This window comes from Geoglobus acetivorans (assembly GCF_000789255.1).
Classification (GTDB): Archaea; Halobacteriota; Archaeoglobi; order Archaeoglobales; family Archaeoglobaceae; genus Geoglobus; species Geoglobus acetivorans_B.
Map to the genome: position 1 here is coordinate 274,478 of NZ_CP009552.1, position 17,389 is coordinate 291,866.

Here is a 17,389-nt window from a genome sequence, read left to right on the forward strand (position 1 = left end):
TTGATCCTTTATTTTGCTTAAGAGCTGCTGAAATCGCTTAAAAGCTGAATACCTCTCTGGAAGTTATCATGATGACATTCTGAACAGCATGAAAACTCTGAGCTTCAGCAAAATAGTGTTGCAGGGAACTGAACCGGAGGAGAAAGTGCCCGGAGCCGGATTTGAACCGGCGACTATGCGGTCTTCAGCCGCACGCCAATTTACAAGCTCTATTAGCGAAATAGAGTCGAATAATGGATTAATTAGGTATCCTGAGGAAGCAAAAGGAAGCAAATTGCACCAAAAATATAATGGCTACAATGAAAGAATAAAGTTTGAAGATATTGATTACGAGGATTTTGAGCTTTTCTGGACGGCAGAGAGGAAAATGAAAACCAGCAAGGGGAGAGTTAAGAGATTATACAATGTTCTCAGGAAGGTTCTATCTGGAAAGGTGATCAATGAGGAATCTCTGAGGGAAGGATTCCACAAAACAACAAACAAGAAGGATTACGTGAATGCTGTAAGGGTTCTGCTGGAGTATCTGAAGGTTAGGAAGCTAATGCCAAGGGAAGTCGTTCAGGAGATCCTTGAACAACCATTCTTAACACCAATAAGATCAAAGAGGAGAGGAATCTATCTGAAGGATGAGGAGATCAGGCAGGCTTATGAGTGGTTAAAAGAGAAGTGGAAGGATAAAGATACCGAACTATTGTTCAAACTGCTTGTGTTCTCAGGGATAAGGCTTGATCATGCTCTGGATCTGCTCTATAACTTTGATCCAAGGAAGCTTGAGTTTAAGGGGAGAGTTGCAAGGTATCCATTAACCAATATTAGCAATGAGATCAAATCTGGAGAGTATGCATTCATGCCGGCAGAGTTTGCAAGGAAGCTGAAGAAAATCAAAAAGAAGCTCAATTACCAAACGTGGGAGAACAGGATCAACGTTAAGAGATGGAGGGGAGATGAGAAATACAAAAAGAGCAGAGTTGATGCGAATGCCATCAGGAAATGGTTTGGGAACTTCTGCTTAAGCCATGATGTTTCTGAATCTGCAACGGAATACTTCATGGGGCATGCAATAAAGGGAATGGGAGGAAAGGCTTACTTTGATCTCAGGGATAAGCTGAGCTGGAGGGAATATGAGAAGATTGTTGATAAATTCCCAATTCCACCCTAATTTTTTTGGCAAAATTGTTCTATTAATTTTAACAGGATGCTCTATTAGCGATTTAATGTTTCATTTCTACTGAAGCACATGAGTATCTGTTTGAGTTTTCTAATATATTAGACGGCTCTAACAAAAATATTGTTAGAAACTCTAATTGTAACAGAACTACAATGAAGTTTACTTTTGTGCAGAGTTGGAGAAAGGCAACGACCTTAACAAATGGCTCTACTAACTCTCACAGATGGGATGACTAAACAAAAATTCTACTCATTGGCTTTCCTAATCTTCCTCGCAATATCTTCTACGCTCTCATCGAGCCACTCACGCCTTTCTTTTGTGTAGTCTCCACTACCAGTATCGAAGCTCTGGAGGAATCTGACCATTCCTATCGGCCCAAGAGCTTTCGCAAGGGCCTCAATACCTTCCTTCCTGATTTCATTGAGGGTTTTAGCGCTGCTCATCTTCGAGCACCTCCATTAACCAAGTTACTGGATTTTCAACTTTAATCTTAATACGATCTTCATTTTCTTTAACTTTTCTCACGAAATCATCATCTGTTGTGAGCAGAATATCTGAAGATTTTTCTGCACAGGCCAAATGCAGAGCATCAATTCCTTTCAAACCCATTTTTTCAAACTCTGAAGCCATTTTAACAACCTCATCATCCACGAGAACTTTTTCTTTTGAAATTGATGCCAGAACTTCAACCTTACTCCTTCTCTCATCGTCCGGAATTTTCGAAATTTCGTAATCTACAGCTTCACTCCCCACGAGAGTCCAGTCTCCCAGACATCTGGTAAGGATTACCAGCACAGCCTCAGATTCAATTCTGATCCTATCCTGATTTTGATCATCAAATGGCCTGTTAAGGCAGCAGACATCCATGTAAATTCGCATATGGTTGCTTATTTGATTTTCTCACTTTAAAATGTTTTTCTCCGCCCAAGAAGTTATTCGAGTAAAAGGTAAGACTCAGACCAGAGATTCACTCCTGAGAGCCTCCAGCAAACCAGCCCAGCCCTCGTTTATCTCCCCTCTCAGCATCCAGTGGATTTCGCTCAGAAGCAATCCGTATCCCTTAGGGCCGAGAACTGCCTGAGTTTTCGCCAAACCCAGTGTTGCCGCAATTTTGCCAGTTGTTGTAAATGCTGCTCTGTAGGCTACCTTTTCTTCCAAAAAATAGAAATCAGCCATGAACAGGAATAGGTTCTTGTAGAACTCCCAGTAATCTTCATCACTATCGCTTGGCAGTTTTTCAGCTGACTCGTACAGTTTGTTGTATGAATCGATGAGAGCTGAATAACCAAGTGCTTTCTTAACTTCCTGTATCCCTGCAAAATTCTCTCTGGATAGATCAATTTCAGGTATTTCAGTTCTAAACCGACCATTGAGTGTTTTTGCAATGTGATTGATCCTGTATGTTTGCCTGTTGAAAGTTTCGTAATCCTCAAAGAACGTTTCGTTAATTGGGCCTATGGCTTTCATTTCTTTGGCTAATGAATCTGCGAGCTTCTTGTGAGATTCATTGATGGATTTCTCCTGCATTAGGGCTTCAGCATGGAACGTGAGCAATTTGATAATTTCCTGATTGGATGGATTCTCTTTCAATTCATCATAAAGAGCAGTAAGTATTTCCGTATCAAATCCGAGTTCTTTCGCTTTTTCGATCAACTCTTCTTGGTTTAATGTTTCTCCCAATTGAGAGCAGCCAGCAAGTAATAAGGTGAAGAATATCAGAGAGGCATAAATAACACCCCTCGTCTTCCACATAACCTTTATTCCTTTAAATATTATATTTAAAATTTTCCAATAGCAAAAATATGTTTATGGAAATGTAATTGGCTGGGTTTTTTTACAAAAGAGGGAAAATATGAACCCAAAGGTATCCAAATGTTGATTGGGGCAACTACAAGCATTCGCTCCCAGAGTTTGTTTATCTGATTTACATGGAGAGCTGGAGGAATGTTCACCTGATACCCAAGGAAGCCTATGAGTTGCTTTGATTTCATCATTTTTGGTAGAATAGTTCTATTAATTTTAACAGGATGCTCTATTAGCGATTTAAGGTTTCATTTCTACTGAAGCACATGAGTATCTGTTTGAGTTTTCTAATATATTAGACGGCTCTAATATTATTAATATTAGAACCTCCATTAGCAACAGAGGGATGATACAGATATTTTTGTGCAGAATGAGAAGAACAAACAATCTCTAACAGATCACCCTATTAGTTCTAATAGAGGTCAAACGAATCAAAAATTCCACACCTGTTCGTGTTTGACCTCTCCAGAATGCAGAAAATCTCACCTATCAGACTCAAGAACCTTCTTCAAAGCTTCTGATACCCTTCCTACAAACTCTTCTGCATCGTGTATTATCTCCTCAGCCTCCTCCTTTCTGGCTTTATAGTATACATCGTAATCAACTCTCTCCCTCATCTACATACCTTTCGAAAGGATTTTTCCATAGATCTCATCTATGTATCCCTCACTGACGAATCTCAGCCCAAGCTCCGAAACAACTCCTTTGTGTGTTTTTGGATGTCTTCCCTTCACACTGAGAAGAGCTTTCGAGGCATAGAACATTGAGTAGTAGGCCTGACTCACTGCCGCATTGTATTTCCCGTTCTCAAACAAAATTCTTGCAGATTCGAGGGCCTCATAAGCCCTCTCCAGAAATTTCTCATACTCTGGCATAGACCGTTACTCCCTCGCTGAGAACGTTTTTTATGAACCCAGTTTCTTCAGCCCTCAGCATCTCGAAATGCTCTCTGCTCATCACAATCGGTGAGATGTAAATCCCGTATTTGAGTGAGAGAGGATAGGTTACATCGATAACCTCACTGAGCGTTACGTCTCCAACCACAAGAACATCCATATCGCTTTCTTCATTCATCTCATCTCTCGCATACGAGCCGAAGAGGATAACCAGATCTATCCTACTTTCAAACTCTTCTTTAAGTTTCCTGGAGAGCTCTTCAACTACTCTTTCGGCTTCAACCCTCATCAGATCACCGCCGTGCAACCACTCAATCTCCACCAAATCTTGTATGAGCCACTATTTAAAGCCTGCTCAGCACAGATAAGTGCTAAGAGATTATTTGGCTGAGCTCACGATCAGCCTGTAATCATCCTCAGGAATATCCCTCATCGCCTTGCCCATTAAGTGACCGCTCCACTTCTGCTTGTTGGTTATGAACTTCAGCTCTGGAATTAGAGGTTTGAACTCAACGGGCTTATCGAAGATTTTGATTGGTTTGAGCCTGATTCTGAGTGGAAAAGTTTCGTTTCCCATTCCTTTTGGTGTTTTGAAAATCCTGCTTGAATCTCTGAAGACTTCTGAAACTGCTTCATAAACTGCAACAATTCTCGGTTCTTTGATTTCGTCTTTATCCCTTTCCTGTTTGAGGTAGATGAGAAGTTTATCTCCGGGCTTTAATTTGTATTTTTCAAAATCGTTCTCTGTAATCTTGCAATAGGGCATACTATCCTCCCAATTAATTCCATAATCAGTAATGTCAGTTATTCGTAGTAGCTTAATACCTGTTTTTTCCTCTACTGCTGAAGTAGTTATGCCATATTGAAAATTTCCGATCTCACCAAGCCTTACAACCTCCCAATCCTCTGGAATTCTGCCGATTGGTGTTTCTTTGTATCTGGATGTTATGTTTGCCCCTCCTCTTTCAACTTTCTAACCGCTTCCAAAGCTCCGTTCAATTCGTCGAGTAAGTAATATGCATCAACCCCATATTTCCGACCATTAGCAACCATCAATCTGTCGGAAGATATCAGAATAGAGTTCGTTAATTTAGCAGTTGCAATGAAATATGAATCTGCAGCTCTGGGATGGACTTGCTCGGCAACATTAAAAGCCTCGTCAAACACAAAATCCTCAGAAAGAACTTCAAAGTCGGCAACGAGTTCTTCAACATCTTCTTTCGAAATATTAATTCCAAGCCTCTTTGCAACAGAAATTAACTCAATGAGGAATATCTTGGGTATAAAAACAGTTAAACCACCAATTGAACCCAAAAACTCAGTTGCCTTTTTATTTCTATCATCATTTCTCTCAAAAAGATAATCCACGAAAACAAAGGTATCAATAACGAGCATTTCTTATCTCCTCTAACGTTCTGTAAGCTCCTTCAACTTTCTTAGATTTCCTCTCAAGTTCCTCAAGCTTACTGTAAAATCTCTTCGTTACTCTCTTCGTTTCTTTAATCTCTACTCTTACGATTTCTCCCTCCCTTAACTTAACTTTCCTGAGAGGCTTGAAAACACCATTTCGGTAAACCATTTCGATAGTTTCACTCACGTGAATCACCTGTTTGAAACTCTGTATGTTTACTCATTACTCTAAAATACTTAAAAAACTTTCAGGCTTGCTATTGTTAAAGCGGATCTATTCTAAACCCGGTGAAATATCATAGCCATCTAAGAACGCTCATAGAGCTCTGTTTTCAGCTCCTCCCAGGATTTATCTACCTTCAGCGCTCCTCTTAGCTCGTTCATCAGTTCAAAGAATCTGTCTCTTTTGTTGAAGAACTTGGCAGTTTCCTCAACTGCTTTTTTGAATGCTTTTTCAGCGTGATCGGGAACAGATACTTTGATTGTCATCTCACCCATGAGCTTAAGTTGTTCTGAGATATTGCATAACTTATTCCAGCTTTCCTTAAAACAATCCCAATCCTCTGGAATTCTGCCGATTGGTGTTTCTTTATATTCCACTCTCCAATTTTTCCCTCTTTAACTAAAATTCTATTTTTGGAGTAAATTCTTGAATGAACTTGGAGTGTTCTAAAACGTCCAATGTACCCCTAACTTTTTTGCACTCTGGTAAATCTTCCCTAAATAAACAAGTGTTTCTTTTAATATTTCCAACTGTAGTGTTCGCAACTATTTTAACTAAGATGGGTAAGTCCCTCCATTCCCACTTTTTAGGATTTTTAGGATTTAGAGTTACATTACACCTATCCAAAAAATCTGAATATACGTCCTTGAAAATTAGTTTTAATTCAATAACTTTTGATCCATATGGTCCAATTTCTATAGGAAAGACATCTAAATAATCGGCAGGTCTTTCTGAAACTACCAATTCACTGTTAATCATTCCAAGCACAAATGGGTACATCTTTATAGCCTTCTCTGAATATCTGACAAACACAACTAAATCAGTAATTGAGCCAGATGCGTTACCTTTGTTCTCAAATAAAACTTTCATTGTAAGAATTAAGTCGTCTTTACCGTTATCCTTCCTTTCAATTTTAAAACAACCTTCCACCACTTTAAATTCAATTTTTGGCTCTTCTTTCTTTAATTTTTTCCAGTATAGGTATAATGATGCGATTCCTGGTGAAGCACTAATAACGTAACCTAAAACTTGGAAATCCATTTCTACCACACCTCACAATTTAGTTTTAACTCATTTAATAAACTTTAATTTTGCTCTCACTTATACGCCCTCCCTCACCTTTCAAGCTTCAAAACCAGAATAACTCTCTCTTCTCTATCAATCTGGTAAATCAGCCTGAAATCCCCTAAACGAACTCTGTACCTGTCCTGATGCCCTTTGAGTTTCTTTATATCGAATTTCCTGAAAGGAACAGGATTATCTTTTAAGGCATCCAGAAATTCAGAAAATTTAACTCTGTGGGATTCTGGTAACTCCTTAACCGATTTTGCAACTTTCGGATGAACTATAATCTCGTAACTCGTAAACCAAGCTCAGCTTTTAGTTTATCCCATGGAACCCCGTTCTTTTTCGTCTCCTCAGCAAGCCTGTCAAGTTCTCTTGCCTCTTCCTCACCATACTTCTGCTTAACATAATCATATGCCCTGATAAGCATCCTCGCATAGCCAGCAGCAGGATCATAAACGCTGTCCATTGGCTTTGGATCAACAATCCTGACAATCAGATCAACAACCTCAGAGGGTGTGAAAACTTCACCTTCCTTAGCCTTTTGCGGAGCGAAATAACCAATCAACCATTCGTAGGCATCACCGAGGATGCTATCACTCGCTCTTCCAAGATTTAATCCGCTGAAAAGCTCAAAAAGCTGAACAAGAATATCAAAATTATCTCTGTGCCTCGTAAACTCAAGAAAATCGAGCCTGTCAACCACTCCCTGCAATTCAGGATTTTTCTCAGCAAGAAGTTTCAACGCCTCGGAAAGCCTTACAGGCAGCCCATTAATGTTCTTTCTCAACTCTTCCCATGTGTATCTCTCAGGATACTCAAACCTGTGGAAGGATCTATCCTTTGCAAGGTTTTCAGCCTCTTCTTTGCTCAACCCTTTCTCAAGCAGTGTTTTCAGAGCTTCGTTGTATTCTCTTTTCCATTCATCACTGAGCCGTTTCAGAAAGAGGAGAACGAGAATGTACTTGTAATCAACCCTCGTTCTTATCAGATCCGCAGCCTGCTTGCACGCTCTTATCAGCTCATCTCTTGTGGTCTCAATCTCGATGTAATCGGCAAGAGTCATTACAACAAATGAGTTCATCCTGTATATTTTATTTTTCTGGAAAGTGTTTGATTGCTGCTGATCCCATGTTGATCTCAATCAACGTTGAATCAACAGTTGATTGATTGCTGATTTATGCTGATCAGCATGTTGATTGATTGTTGATTGAGCGTTGATTGCTGTTGATTTGTCCGTTGATGCTGCTGATCTGAATAAATCAACTCATGTTGATCCTGCTGATTTGAGAATCAACATGGTGTTGATATTGCTGATTGATTGTTGATCAACAGTTGATTTTGTGGTTGATTTTCTGTTGAATTTCTGCTGATGATCACTCCTCATTTTTAGTCAATACCAAACTCGAAATTATGTGTTCATTTTCTTGTGTGTGCGCATTCGCTACTTGTGAGAGGTAGAGCTTTATTGCCTTGGATAATTCCTCACCTAGATACTTCCAGTGATAGCTGTATTTGGTTAAAACGTAATTCTTGAAAGCCATCCATTCATCTTCATTCACGTGAACGCTGATTTTTACTGGTTTATCCATCAGATCACCTCTCCAGAAATCGCATAGAACCGTGAAAAATGCTCATTTCTTCCGATATGCATTACTACTATGCATTTTTTGCACATTTCTTCCTGTCTTCCTTTATTTCTTCCTGTCTTCCAATGTGCATAAAATGAATGAATGTTGGTATGAAATTCATGTATCTTTCTTCCAATGTGCATGAAAAGAAGCTCTCTCCTGCCTTCATTTGCGATCACCTGATACTCTCTCGTGGAGTGTGCACACACATGAATTTGTGCATGCAAAAATTTCGTACATTGTGGTTGCAATCTTTCTTGTGTGCAATCTGAATAAATTTAGTTTTTGTTACAAAAAATTTATATATCTGTTATGCAATATTTATCACTATGACGTCCATGGACGTTCGTGAACGTCCAGATAGAATAAACTCTGAGAAAAATTCAGAATCTCAGAAAAAAGGCAGGAGAAAGCTCAGAATGACTTTGTGGTTTTCAAGGGAGAACTACGAATACCTGAAAGAAAACTACGATGGCAGGATTTCTGAGATAATGGATGCTTTTGCAACCTTCCTGAGAACTGGAAACGTTGTAGAGGTTTCAGTTTTAAGAATTGGAATGCCCGGAGCCGGATTTGAACCGGCGACTATGCGGTCTTCAGCCGCACGCTCTCCCAAGCTGAGCTACCCGGGCGTGTGTTCTACCTTAAGCACGAAGGGTATTTTTAATTTTTGGTAGAATTGCTTTCGTTCAGAGAATGGTGATTGGACAGAACACCTACAACATGCCGGAGTTGAAGTTGTGAGGTAGAATTTGCTGAAAATCTTGGCTTACTCGGATTCTCAAAAGAAAAAATTTGAAATTGTGGCTTTATTCTGTGACTATTTGATAGCTTTTCAAAAGGACTTCTGAGTTCAGCTTTCCGTGCACGTATGTTTTTCCGGTGGATTTGTCGTTGATGACGATCTGAGCTGGAGCGAAAAGGTGCGGATCTATCTTGTAGAAATCGTAATTTGCATCTTTGAATATTTCATAGAATGGCTTACCGTAATCCCTGCTCGTGTTGCTCGGGACATTTTTCAGTATCTCATCGTATTCTGTGACTGTCAGATAAACGCTTCCGTAATACAGCATGCTATCATTTGTGGCGCCCATCGCTTTCAGGTCGTTTTCCAGGATTGGTGCTATGGGGCATTTCCCTGCTCCGTAGAGTATTTTCTTCGGATCATATCCAATTTCTGCCATCTTGTATATTCCTGTCTCGACGATTCTGCCTGAAATCTGAACGCTGCCGACGATGCTTGCTGTTGGTGCCACCACTGCATAAAGGTCTTCTGGGTCCACATCGCACTCCTTTGCTATGTGTTCCATGACCTTTTCATCGGGCAGTTTGTTTGCCTCAAGCGCTATGACTGCATAGCTTGCGTCATCCTTGTAGTCAATCAGCTCGTAAGTTTTCTTTGGCTTCAGTGCCAGAGCCCTTGCAGGACCGCTTCCCATGGCAAAGTACTTGTCAACGCTTATTGCCCATCCTGCCTTCTGGCTTCCGAGGCATGCAACTGCGGGATGGTCTGTATACTCGGTAATGAACGCAAACGGTATGTCGTTCACGTAGTCCACAACTATGTCGATCTTGGCAAGACCTCCCATGCAGATTTCAGTGTACATTATTCCGGCTTCGTAGCTGCCGGATACGTTCACACCGCAGTCTATGACTGTGGCACCGTTTTCAAGCTTCTTTGACTCGATTCTAAGCTCCTCCTCAAAATCAAGCATGTCTTCAACTATATTCAGAGCCAGCTCATTTACACTTATCAATTCTACCACCTCTTTTCATCTCTCGCATTTTTAATGTTTAAACCTTGTGCTTTTTTTCGAGGTAGTTGATGAGATTGTCCACCATAATTTCGCACAGCCTGTTGTGTTCTTCGATTCTTTCCCTGCTTTCTTCGATTATGCTCTCTGGCACACCTTCTGTTGTTTTAACCCACTTTTCAATCAATTCCAGCGTCATTTCGATGTGGAACTGTATTCCCACAGCTTCGCCAATTCTGAATCCCTGGTTTGGGACATCTTTTCCACTGAAAAGCATTGCTGCGTTGTCTGGCAGTTCGAACGTGTCCCCATGCCACTGGAATACTTCTGGCTTTTCTGGAAAACCTCTGAAAAGCTCGTCTTCATGGATTTTTTCAACCCGGAACCACCCTATTTCCTTCTTATAGGGATAGACTCTCTTTCCAAAAGAGCCGGCGATAAGCTGGGAGCCGAGACACACACCAAGAATTGGCTTTTTATCATAGTTCTTGGCTATCAGATCCATTTCCCATTTCAGGAATGGATACTTTTCAGCCTCGTAAACACCCATTGGGCCTCCGAGGATTATATATCCATCTCCGTCGACTTTCCTCTCTCCATTCCAGGCTTCGCAGTATTCGTATTCGATACCCTTCTCCCTGAAAAGTTCTTCGATGTATCCGAGGCCTTCGGCTCTGTGGTTTTTTATGGCGAGGATTTTCATGGTTTAATCAATCGGCAGCCCAAATATAAATGTACTCCCGAAAAGATTGGCACTCATGGAGTTTGATTGAATGTGGATTATTTGTTTTCCCCACTGTGCAGCAAGGTGGGGCGATCACTTTCTTTGTTTCATTTTGCCAATCAAATCAAACAGATGTATGTTTGTTTTTTCCGGGTAAACCCTGTTCAGAGACCAGATTCTAATCAGTGTAAAACCGATTTGAATTCTGAAAATCCCCTTCAGCAATCCATAAATTCTGTTTCTGTCCATTATGGTCTCACCCCTGGTTTCAGTTATATGTGCTGTCTCTAAATTTGTTGCCTACAAGGACATCAATTGAAATGTTGGATATAAGGTTTTTCAATATCTGTATGCTGCAGAGTCTGTATTGCGTTCAGGGTCTCTGCGGATTCTGTAATTTTTCGCATCACGTTTGGTCAAAATTCTCTTTTTTACCATAATGCCCGACAAAAACTTAATGACCACTTTTCCAGAAAGCACCTCTGTGAAATTCACCATAATCGCAGAGGATGGAATGGCAAGAAGGGCTGTTCTGAAGGTAAACGGAAAAAGGCTTGACACACCTGCATTCGTTCCGGTGGCAACTCTTGCAAGCGTCAGGGGGCTGGATGTGAGGGATCTCAGGGAGATGGATGTTCGGGCGGTGATATCGAACACATACCATCTGCACATGAAACCCGGTGATGAACTCATCAGAGAGTACGGAGGGATTCACAGGTTTATGAACTATGATGGTATTGTCATGACTGACTCCGGAGGTTTTCAGGCGTTTTCTCTTGGCTTCGGGATGGAACATGGAGTTGGAAAGATTGCCGACAATATCTTCCTTGAAGGTTTGAGATCAGCGGAATACAGAGGAGAGAAGTGGGCGTTCGTGGATGATGATGGTGTTACGTTCAGGGATCCACTTTACAGCAGGAAGTCAAGATTTACGCCGGAAGTCAGCATGAGAATACAGTCCAATCTTGGCAGTGACATCATATTTGCCTTCGATGAATGCACGTCTCCTCTTTCTGACTATGGTTACACAAAAAAAGCTCTTGAGCGAACCCATAAGTGGGCACTGAGATGTCTTGAGACTTATGACCGAAGGCAGAAAATATTTGGAATAGTTCAGGGCGGGGAGTACAGGGATTTGAGGGAAAAATCTGCCAGATTCATAAGCTCTCTGCCCTTTGACGGTTTCGGTATTGGTGGTTCGCTTGGGAAGAGCAAGAGAGACATGCTTAACATTCTCGAGTGGGTCATTCCCCTGCTTGACAGAGAAAAACCCGTCCATCTTCTCGGCATAGGAAGTGTAGAGGATATTTTCGAGGGCGTGGAGCGTGGAATCGATACATTTGACTGTGTAACTCCGACAAGGTGGGCAAGGAGGGGAGTTCTTTTCGTATCTCCCTTCAGCGGAGGGAGCATAAGAAACAAGTTCAGGGTGCACATCAAAAGGAGTGAGTTCAGGCTTGATGACAGACCTCTCGACGAGTGGTGTGACTGTTTTGTGTGTCAGAACCATTCGAGAGCGTATCTGCGACATCTTTTCAAGGCCAACGAATTAACGTTTTTCAGACTGGCATCATACCACAATGTCTGTTTTATGATGAAGCTTATGCGAGAAATTAGAGAGAGCATAGAGGAAGGCAGGTTCTCTGAGCTTAAAAAAACATGGCTTTATGTCTGATCCCTATCTTTTTAAGGACCTGGCCAGCCTGCAGAGCTTCTCCACTTTTTCAACTTCTATCTCATCCCCAGCTTTAAAGTAGCTGCCAACAATGAATCCATCGGCATACTCCGCAAACCGGGCAATATTCGATGTATTGATGCCGCTTCCTGCAAAGACCGGAATCTCAACGGCCTCTTTGATCTTTTTCAGTTCAGCAAGATCGGGAGCCATGCCCGTCTTTTTTCCGGTTACGATGACCGCATCTGCAAACGTCCTTTCGATGTTTTCGAGATAATCTTCAATGGCCGCAAAATGCACTGCATGTTTCACGTTCACGTCTGCGTAGACTCTTGCTTTAAGATCAATCATTCGCATGTACCTGGCGAGCGTGCCTGCTGCCGGCTCGAGGAAACCTTCTGGCGCTGCTGATGGAAATGCTGCCTGGTTCACCCTTATGAACTCTGCTCCGGCAGCTTTGGCAATCGCACAGGAGGCGATGGCATCATTTCTCAGAACATTCACTCCCACGGGTATGTGTATTTCTTTCTGGATTTCTTTTATCACGGCGGTCATGCATGCCACGGTCTCTTTTCCAACTTCTCTGAGATATGGAAAATCTCCGTAATTCTCAACGAGAATGGCTGAAACCCCTCCCTCTTCGAGCTTTCCTGCGTTTCTTACCGCGTGTTCGATAACTTCGTTGAAGTCGCTGTAGCGCGGTGATCCGGGCAGTGGTTTCAAATGAAGAACTCCGATTATCATTTTATTAGCTTTTTTCCTTCTTCAGTTATCACATAAACGCCTTTTTCAGGAGAATCAAGCAGACCCTTTTTTCTCAGCGGTGCAAGCCTGCAGGATACTTTTGAAGTAGGAACTCCAATCTTTTCTGCAATTTCCTTGGCTTTTGCAGGTTTGCCGAGTTCGGCAAGGGCTTTCAAAATCGCCCTGGTCATGTCCTCTGCCATATTGCTAAATTGACATGCTGAGATATAAATTTTGTCAGAATGATAAGGAAACTGATTTAAATCTATGTGCCTTCTGCATAACATGAGCAGGGTTGTGCTGTGCTATTCAGGTGGCCTTGATACCACTGTTTGCATTCCTCTGCTTAAAGAGCGCTACGGTTTTGCTGAGGTAATCACGGTCACAGTTGATGTGGGTCAGCCAGAGAGTGAAATTAAGAGAGCTGAGGAGAGGGGTAAGAAATACGCTGACAGGCATTATACCGTGGATGCTAAGGAGGAGTTCGTAAACGCCGTTTTTCAGCTTGTGAAGGCCAACGGAGACTATGAAGGTTATGTGCTTGGAACTGCACTCGCAAGGCCGATAATTGCTGAAAAGGTTGCTGAGATTGCGAAAAAGGAGAATGCAGATGCAGTGGCTCACGGAGCTACCGGAAAGGGCAATGATCAGCTCAGGTTTGATAACATATTCCTTCAGCACGGGTTTAAGGTTATAGCTCCGATGAGAGAGCTTAACCTTACACGAGAGTGGGAAATCGAGTATGCAAATGAGCATGGTATTGACATTCCCGTTACGAAGGACAAGCCCTGGAGCATTGATGAAAACATCTGGAGCAGGAGTATAGAGGGTGGAAAGCTTGAGGATCCGTCCTATGTCCCTCCTGACGAAATATACGAATGGACAAAAGGCGGCAAAACGGAAGAAGAGATAATAACCATCGAGTTTGAAAAGGGCATACCGGTGGCCCTTAACGGTAAGAAAATGAATGGGATAGAACTCATTATGGCACTCAATGAAATCGGAGGAGAGCACAGGATTGGCAGGACTGACATGATGGAGGACAGGGTCCTCGGCCTAAAAGCGAGGGAAAATTACGAGCATCCTGCGGCTACAATTCTCATCACCGCTCACAGAGATCTCGAAAAACTGGTTTTGAGCAGAAGAGAGCTGAAATTCAAGAGATTCGTGGAGGAGGAGTGGGCGGAACTTGTTTACTATGGACTGGTAAACGATCCTCTCTTCCATGCCCTTAACGCCTTCATAGACAAAACCCAGGAAAGGGTTACCGGGTGGGTAAAGCTGAAGCTTGGAGATGGCTATGTTATGCCCGTGGCGAGAGATTCGAAGTATTCGCTGTATGATGAAGAGCTAACGTCCTTCGACTCCATTGTTGTGGACCAATCTCTCGCAGAGGGTTTCTCGATGTTTCACGGACTTCAGGGAAGGGTGTTTTACAGGGTTGTGAAAAACAGGAGGAATTAGATATCAACAACGACGAAAGCATACCAGATATCTTTTCTTTTTTCAACAGTGAAATTGTGGAGTGTTATTGCTTTTGGCTCCATTTTGACCTTCTCCGGGCTGAGAATGTCTCCTTTAAGAACGCCTCTTGCTGCAATTCCATCGCCTTCCACGACCTCCACCTCTGCAAATTTCCCCGCAAATTTCTCGGTGTCGAAAAGGTACAGCAGTTCATTGAGCCATGAGTACAGCAGGTAGTCTACCGAGTCCTCATTGACCTGGACCTCTCTGATGGTATCTGCTTTCAGCTCTTCGACATATACAAATGCATCGTAAAAAGCGAGAGATGCATCTCTTAAAAGCTCTGAGATCGTTTCTGCTTCGATCTCAAATGCGATATCTGCGGTGTGGTCGATGAACCGGTACATACTGGTAGTGGCTGGAGACGTTTAAAAAATGTTGGCAGAAGTTTAATTAGCAATCGTGCCTGAGATTCTCTGCCATGATTCGGAAACTCAACCTCAAGGGATGTAACTGCTACCTGATAGTGGACTCTGGAAAGACGTATCTGGTGGATACTGGAACTCCCGGGAACCTGAAGAGAGCTAAGAAAAGCATAAGAAATCTGGACGGAATTATCCTGACTCATGCCCATTACGATCATGCTGGCAGTGCTTTTGAGATCTCAGAGCATTTCTCGTGCGAGGTCTATTCGCACGTTGCAGAACACCCGTATCTTGAAGGCAGAGAGGAGTTTCGGTTCAGTGGATTTGTGGGTCGGATGATAAAAAGACTCGAGTCGCTGAGACCAATGAAGTGGATTCAGGCTGAGGACATTGAAAAGCTCAGGCTGAGAGAGTTTGACGTTGTCCACGTTCCCGGCCACACCCCTGGCAGCATCATGCTTCTGAAAGGGAATGAGGCGATTGTGGGGGATCTCATCAGATTGAGAAAGAAACGCTTTATGGCAGGAGAGTATGTTGTGAGACCATCCTCAAGAAACTTCAACTGGAACCAGAGTGAGTACGTCAAGAGCCTTGGGAGACTGGGGAACCTCGCACCTCTGAAAGTCCATCCCGGCCATGGTGTGAGCATCACACTGGAAAGGGACTTCATGGAGAGGCTGGGAGTCTGGAGAAAATGAACTGGAACAGGTTTCGGGAAGAAACTCTGGAAAAATACAGAAAGGCAGAAATTGACAGGTGGATCAAACCCATAACTGACGATATTAATTCGGCTGATTGCTTTGTCACTCTTTCGAGCTGTGCTGGACGGTTTGCGGTAATGGACATGCCCGAGTTTGGAGATAAGAGAAACTCAGTTTTCCTCGGAAAGTGGCATGATGTGCCGGCAGTTGAGGATGTACTGACTGCCATTCGAAAAGGTGTCATGGAGACGTGGTTTATGCTCCACCCACCAATACTTCATGTATCCTGCAAAGACCTGGAATCCGCCCGCATTTTGCTCGATATTCTCAGAAAGGCAGGATTCAGGAGGGCTGGAATAATATCCCTGAAAAGGATGGTTGTTGAGATTGCCGGACAGGAAAGGATTGAATTCATAGCGGCGAGGAACGGTCAGGTTTTCACGGATGCCGGTGTTCTCAGAGAGAATTACCTTGAGGCGGTGAAAAAGCTGGAGATGGGTAGAAAGAGGTTTGAAAAATTCCACAGCATTTTCAGAGAAGTTTTTCTATGACTTCCGGATTTGCTGAAACCTCCATCGGCTTTTCGCACACTCTTATTATCTCTTCCGGATCCTTCAGCAGGTTCCCCGTTGCTATGCATACAACAGTGTCGTAATCGAACTCTTCTTTCAGGAATCCTGCTAGACTCGAAGCACTGGCAGGCTCCACACCTACTCCCTGTTTTGCAAGGAATTTCTGTGCCTCGACTATCTCGCTATCACTTACTCTTAAAACTCTCCCACCTGAATCATAGATTGCTCGCAGCGCTTTTTTCGCATTCACGGGATTCCCTATCCTGATTGCGGTTGCGATTGTTTCCGGATTGCTGACTGGATCAATTCTGTCCTTTTTCTGAATAAATGCTCTGTACACTGGATCTGCACCTTCTGCCTGAACACCAACCATTTCGGGAACATCGTCAATGAATCCTGCTTCTTTTAGCTCTCTGAATCCTTTGTATATTGCCGAGATATTGCCCGCATTTCCTATGGGGACAAATACTGCATCCGGAACGTATCCAAGCTGGTCTACTATTTCATAGGCTATGGTTTTCTGACCTTCAAGCCTGAATGGATTGATAGAGTTCAGGAGATATATCTCATTTCTCTCTGTAAGCTTGCGAACGATTTTCAGTGCAGCGTCAAAATTGCCCTTTATAGCTATGACTCTGGCTCCGTGCATCATTGCCTGGGTCAGTTTTCCCAGCGCAACCTTGCCTGATGGAAGAATGACGTATGCTTTCAGTGAGGCTCTTGCAGCATACATTGCCATTGAGGCGGAGGTGTTTCCTGTTGAAGCACACATCACACTTCTTTTTTTCAGTTCTAAGGCTTTCGTTATTCCAACGGTCATTCCTCTGTCCTTGAACGATCCTGAGGGATTGAGGCCTTCGTGTTTGATGTATACTCTTGAGCTTTTGCCTGTTTTCAGCGGATACAGAGGAGTACCACCTTCAAATAATGTTACGGGGTCAGTCTTAACGGGAATAAGGCTTCTGTACTTCCATAACGTGATGTTGTTACCATCAAGCCTGAAGTCTGCATTGCTCAGGTCAACAACGACCTCTAACAGTCCTCCACACTTCGCGCAGGTGTACAGAGAATCAGTTTCGTATACCTCTCCACATTCAATGCACCTGAGTAGATACATGAAAAAAGGAAAGGAGG

Annotated in this window: 26 protein-coding genes and 2 tRNA genes; 5 read left to right on the top strand and 23 right to left on the bottom strand. The window is 42.6% G+C overall.

What is annotated here, in order from left to right; translation table 11 throughout:
- Positions 1–146 precede the first annotated feature (146 nt).
- Positions 147–217, bottom strand: a tRNA-Phe gene (locus GACE_RS01620).
- A 57-nt stretch (positions 218–274) separates the two neighbouring features.
- On the opposite strand from GACE_RS01620, the gene GACE_RS11360 reads away from it, so the two are divergent.
- Positions 275–1,159 carry an integrase gene (locus GACE_RS11360; protein WP_158413787.1) on the top strand — a complete coding sequence of 295 codons (885 nt, stop codon included), beginning with the start codon at positions 275–277 and terminating at the stop codon, positions 1,157–1,159.
- 254 nt (positions 1,160–1,413) lie between these two features.
- Here the strand turns inward: GACE_RS11360 and GACE_RS01630 are convergent, their stop codons facing one another.
- From GACE_RS01630 to GACE_RS01710, 18 genes are all read right to left on the bottom strand, one after another.
- Positions 1,414–1,611, bottom strand: coding sequence for a hypothetical protein (locus tag GACE_RS01630; protein WP_048090627.1), 198 nt, complete (start codon positions 1,609–1,611; stop codon positions 1,414–1,416).
- A complete protein-coding gene (locus GACE_RS01635) occupies positions 1,598–2,047 on the bottom strand; it encodes a PIN domain-containing protein (RefSeq protein ID WP_048090628.1) in 450 nt (149 codons plus the stop codon). Before GACE_RS01635 ends, GACE_RS01630 begins: the two co-directional genes overlap by 14 nt.
- Before the next feature lie 75 nt (positions 2,048–2,122).
- Positions 2,123–2,920, bottom strand: a complete 798-nt coding sequence (locus GACE_RS01640) for a hypothetical protein (protein WP_048090630.1) — start codon at positions 2,918–2,920, stop codon at positions 2,123–2,125.
- A gap of 533 nt (positions 2,921–3,453) precedes the next feature.
- Positions 3,454–3,588 (bottom strand): hypothetical protein, encoded by a 135-nt coding sequence (locus tag GACE_RS11860; protein WP_318249249.1) that lies wholly within the window; start codon positions 3,586–3,588, stop codon positions 3,454–3,456.
- Positions 3,589–3,846 (bottom strand): HEPN domain-containing protein, encoded by a 258-nt coding sequence (locus GACE_RS01650; RefSeq protein WP_318249250.1) that lies wholly within the window; start codon positions 3,844–3,846, stop codon positions 3,589–3,591. It abuts the gene before it with no gap.
- On the bottom strand, positions 3,833–4,156 hold the full coding sequence (locus GACE_RS01655) for a nucleotidyltransferase domain-containing protein (protein ID WP_048093498.1): 324 nt from the start codon (positions 4,154–4,156) through the stop codon (positions 3,833–3,835). The genes GACE_RS01650 and GACE_RS01655 overlap by 14 nt, the downstream gene beginning before the upstream one ends.
- 90 nt (positions 4,157–4,246) lie before the next feature.
- Entirely contained in the window at positions 4,247–4,633 is a 387-nt protein-coding gene (locus GACE_RS01660; protein ID WP_048090632.1) for an EVE domain-containing protein, read from the bottom strand.
- Positions 4,634–4,812: 179 nt separating this feature from the next.
- Positions 4,813–5,262 carry a type II toxin-antitoxin system VapC family toxin gene (locus tag GACE_RS01665; RefSeq protein WP_048090633.1) on the bottom strand — a complete coding sequence of 150 codons (450 nt, stop codon included), beginning with the start codon at positions 5,260–5,262 and terminating at the stop codon, positions 4,813–4,815.
- Positions 5,249–5,464 carry an antitoxin family protein gene (locus GACE_RS01670; protein WP_148305894.1) on the bottom strand — a complete coding sequence of 72 codons (216 nt, stop codon included), beginning with the start codon at positions 5,462–5,464 and terminating at the stop codon, positions 5,249–5,251. The genes GACE_RS01665 and GACE_RS01670 overlap by 14 nt, the downstream gene beginning before the upstream one ends.
- A 119-nt stretch (positions 5,465–5,583) precedes the next feature.
- Positions 5,584–5,877 carry a hypothetical protein gene (locus GACE_RS01675; RefSeq protein WP_318249251.1) on the bottom strand — a complete coding sequence of 98 codons (294 nt, stop codon included), beginning with the start codon at positions 5,875–5,877 and terminating at the stop codon, positions 5,584–5,586.
- Between the two features lie 22 nt (positions 5,878–5,899).
- Positions 5,900–6,550: a hypothetical protein gene (locus GACE_RS01680; RefSeq protein WP_048090636.1), complete on the bottom strand. Its 651-nt coding sequence runs from the start codon at positions 6,548–6,550 to the stop codon at positions 5,900–5,902.
- A 65-nt stretch (positions 6,551–6,615) separates the two neighbouring features.
- Complete coding sequence (locus GACE_RS12000; RefSeq protein WP_084063744.1) at positions 6,616–6,852, bottom strand: type II toxin-antitoxin system RelE family toxin; 237 nt, start codon at positions 6,850–6,852, stop codon at positions 6,616–6,618.
- Positions 6,846–7,631, bottom strand: coding sequence for a class I SAM-dependent DNA methyltransferase (locus GACE_RS01685; protein ID WP_318249252.1), 786 nt, complete (start codon positions 7,629–7,631; stop codon positions 6,846–6,848). Before GACE_RS01685 ends, GACE_RS12000 begins: the two co-directional genes overlap by 7 nt.
- A 310-nt stretch (positions 7,632–7,941) precedes the next feature.
- Positions 7,942–8,157 (bottom strand): hypothetical protein, encoded by a 216-nt coding sequence (locus GACE_RS01690; protein ID WP_048090638.1) that lies wholly within the window; start codon positions 8,155–8,157, stop codon positions 7,942–7,944.
- A gap of 67 nt (positions 8,158–8,224) precedes the next feature.
- Positions 8,225–8,365: a hypothetical protein gene (locus GACE_RS11600; protein WP_158413788.1), complete on the bottom strand. Its 141-nt coding sequence runs from the start codon at positions 8,363–8,365 to the stop codon at positions 8,225–8,227.
- A 389-nt stretch (positions 8,366–8,754) separates the two neighbouring features.
- Positions 8,755–8,828: transfer RNA gene (locus GACE_RS01700), tRNA-Phe, on the bottom strand.
- Positions 8,829–9,005: 177 nt separating this feature from the next.
- On the bottom strand, positions 9,006–9,953 hold the full coding sequence (gene mch, locus GACE_RS01705; protein WP_048093501.1) for a methenyltetrahydromethanopterin cyclohydrolase: 948 nt from the start codon (positions 9,951–9,953) through the stop codon (positions 9,006–9,008).
- Positions 9,954–9,990: 37 nt separating this feature from the next.
- Positions 9,991–10,653 carry a type 1 glutamine amidotransferase gene (locus GACE_RS01710; RefSeq protein ID WP_048090642.1) on the bottom strand — a complete coding sequence of 221 codons (663 nt, stop codon included), beginning with the start codon at positions 10,651–10,653 and terminating at the stop codon, positions 9,991–9,993.
- 505 nt (positions 10,654–11,158) lie between these two features.
- Here GACE_RS01710 and tgt point away from each other — a divergent pair.
- The gene (gene tgt, locus GACE_RS01715) at positions 11,159–12,349 is read left to right on the top strand and encodes a tRNA guanosine(34) transglycosylase Tgt (RefSeq protein WP_318249254.1); all 1,191 of its coding nucleotides are present in this window, start codon (positions 11,159–11,161) and stop codon (positions 12,347–12,349) included.
- A gap of 3 nt (positions 12,350–12,352) precedes the next feature.
- Here the strand turns inward: tgt and GACE_RS01720 are convergent, their stop codons facing one another.
- Both GACE_RS01720 and GACE_RS01725 read right to left on the bottom strand, forming a co-directional pair.
- Positions 12,353–13,093, bottom strand: coding sequence for a BtpA/SgcQ family protein (locus GACE_RS01720; RefSeq protein WP_048090644.1), 741 nt, complete (start codon positions 13,091–13,093; stop codon positions 12,353–12,355).
- Positions 13,090–13,296 carry an ArsR family transcriptional regulator gene (locus tag GACE_RS01725; RefSeq protein ID WP_048090646.1) on the bottom strand — a complete coding sequence of 69 codons (207 nt, stop codon included), beginning with the start codon at positions 13,294–13,296 and terminating at the stop codon, positions 13,090–13,092. The genes GACE_RS01720 and GACE_RS01725 overlap by 4 nt, the downstream gene beginning before the upstream one ends.
- Positions 13,297–13,378: 82 nt before the next feature.
- Here GACE_RS01725 and GACE_RS01730 point away from each other — a divergent pair, with 82 nt between their 5' ends.
- Positions 13,379–14,557 (top strand): argininosuccinate synthase, encoded by a 1,179-nt coding sequence (locus GACE_RS01730; RefSeq protein ID WP_048090648.1) that lies wholly within the window; start codon positions 13,379–13,381, stop codon positions 14,555–14,557.
- Here GACE_RS01730 and GACE_RS01735 read toward each other — a convergent pair.
- On the bottom strand, positions 14,554–14,964 hold the full coding sequence (locus tag GACE_RS01735; RefSeq protein ID WP_048090651.1) for an archease: 411 nt from the start codon (positions 14,962–14,964) through the stop codon (positions 14,554–14,556). The two genes, GACE_RS01730 and GACE_RS01735, sit on opposite strands and share 4 nt — an antisense overlap.
- Before the next feature lie 74 nt (positions 14,965–15,038).
- On the opposite strand from GACE_RS01735, the gene GACE_RS11130 reads away from it, so the two are divergent.
- A complete protein-coding gene (locus GACE_RS11130; RefSeq protein WP_052400177.1) occupies positions 15,039–15,680 on the top strand; it encodes an MBL fold metallo-hydrolase in 642 nt (213 codons plus the stop codon).
- Positions 15,677–16,234 carry a tRNA-wybutosine modification methyltransferase TYW3 gene (locus GACE_RS01745; protein WP_048090653.1) on the top strand — a complete coding sequence of 186 codons (558 nt, stop codon included), beginning with the start codon at positions 15,677–15,679 and terminating at the stop codon, positions 16,232–16,234. The genes GACE_RS11130 and GACE_RS01745 overlap by 4 nt, the downstream gene beginning before the upstream one ends.
- On the opposite strand, the gene thrC is transcribed toward GACE_RS01745, so the two are convergent.
- A complete protein-coding gene (gene thrC / locus GACE_RS01750) occupies positions 16,215–17,372 on the bottom strand; it encodes a threonine synthase (RefSeq protein WP_048090655.1) in 1,158 nt (385 codons plus the stop codon). The genes GACE_RS01745 and thrC overlap by 20 nt on opposite strands.
- Between the last annotated feature and the right edge of the window lie 17 nt (positions 17,373–17,389).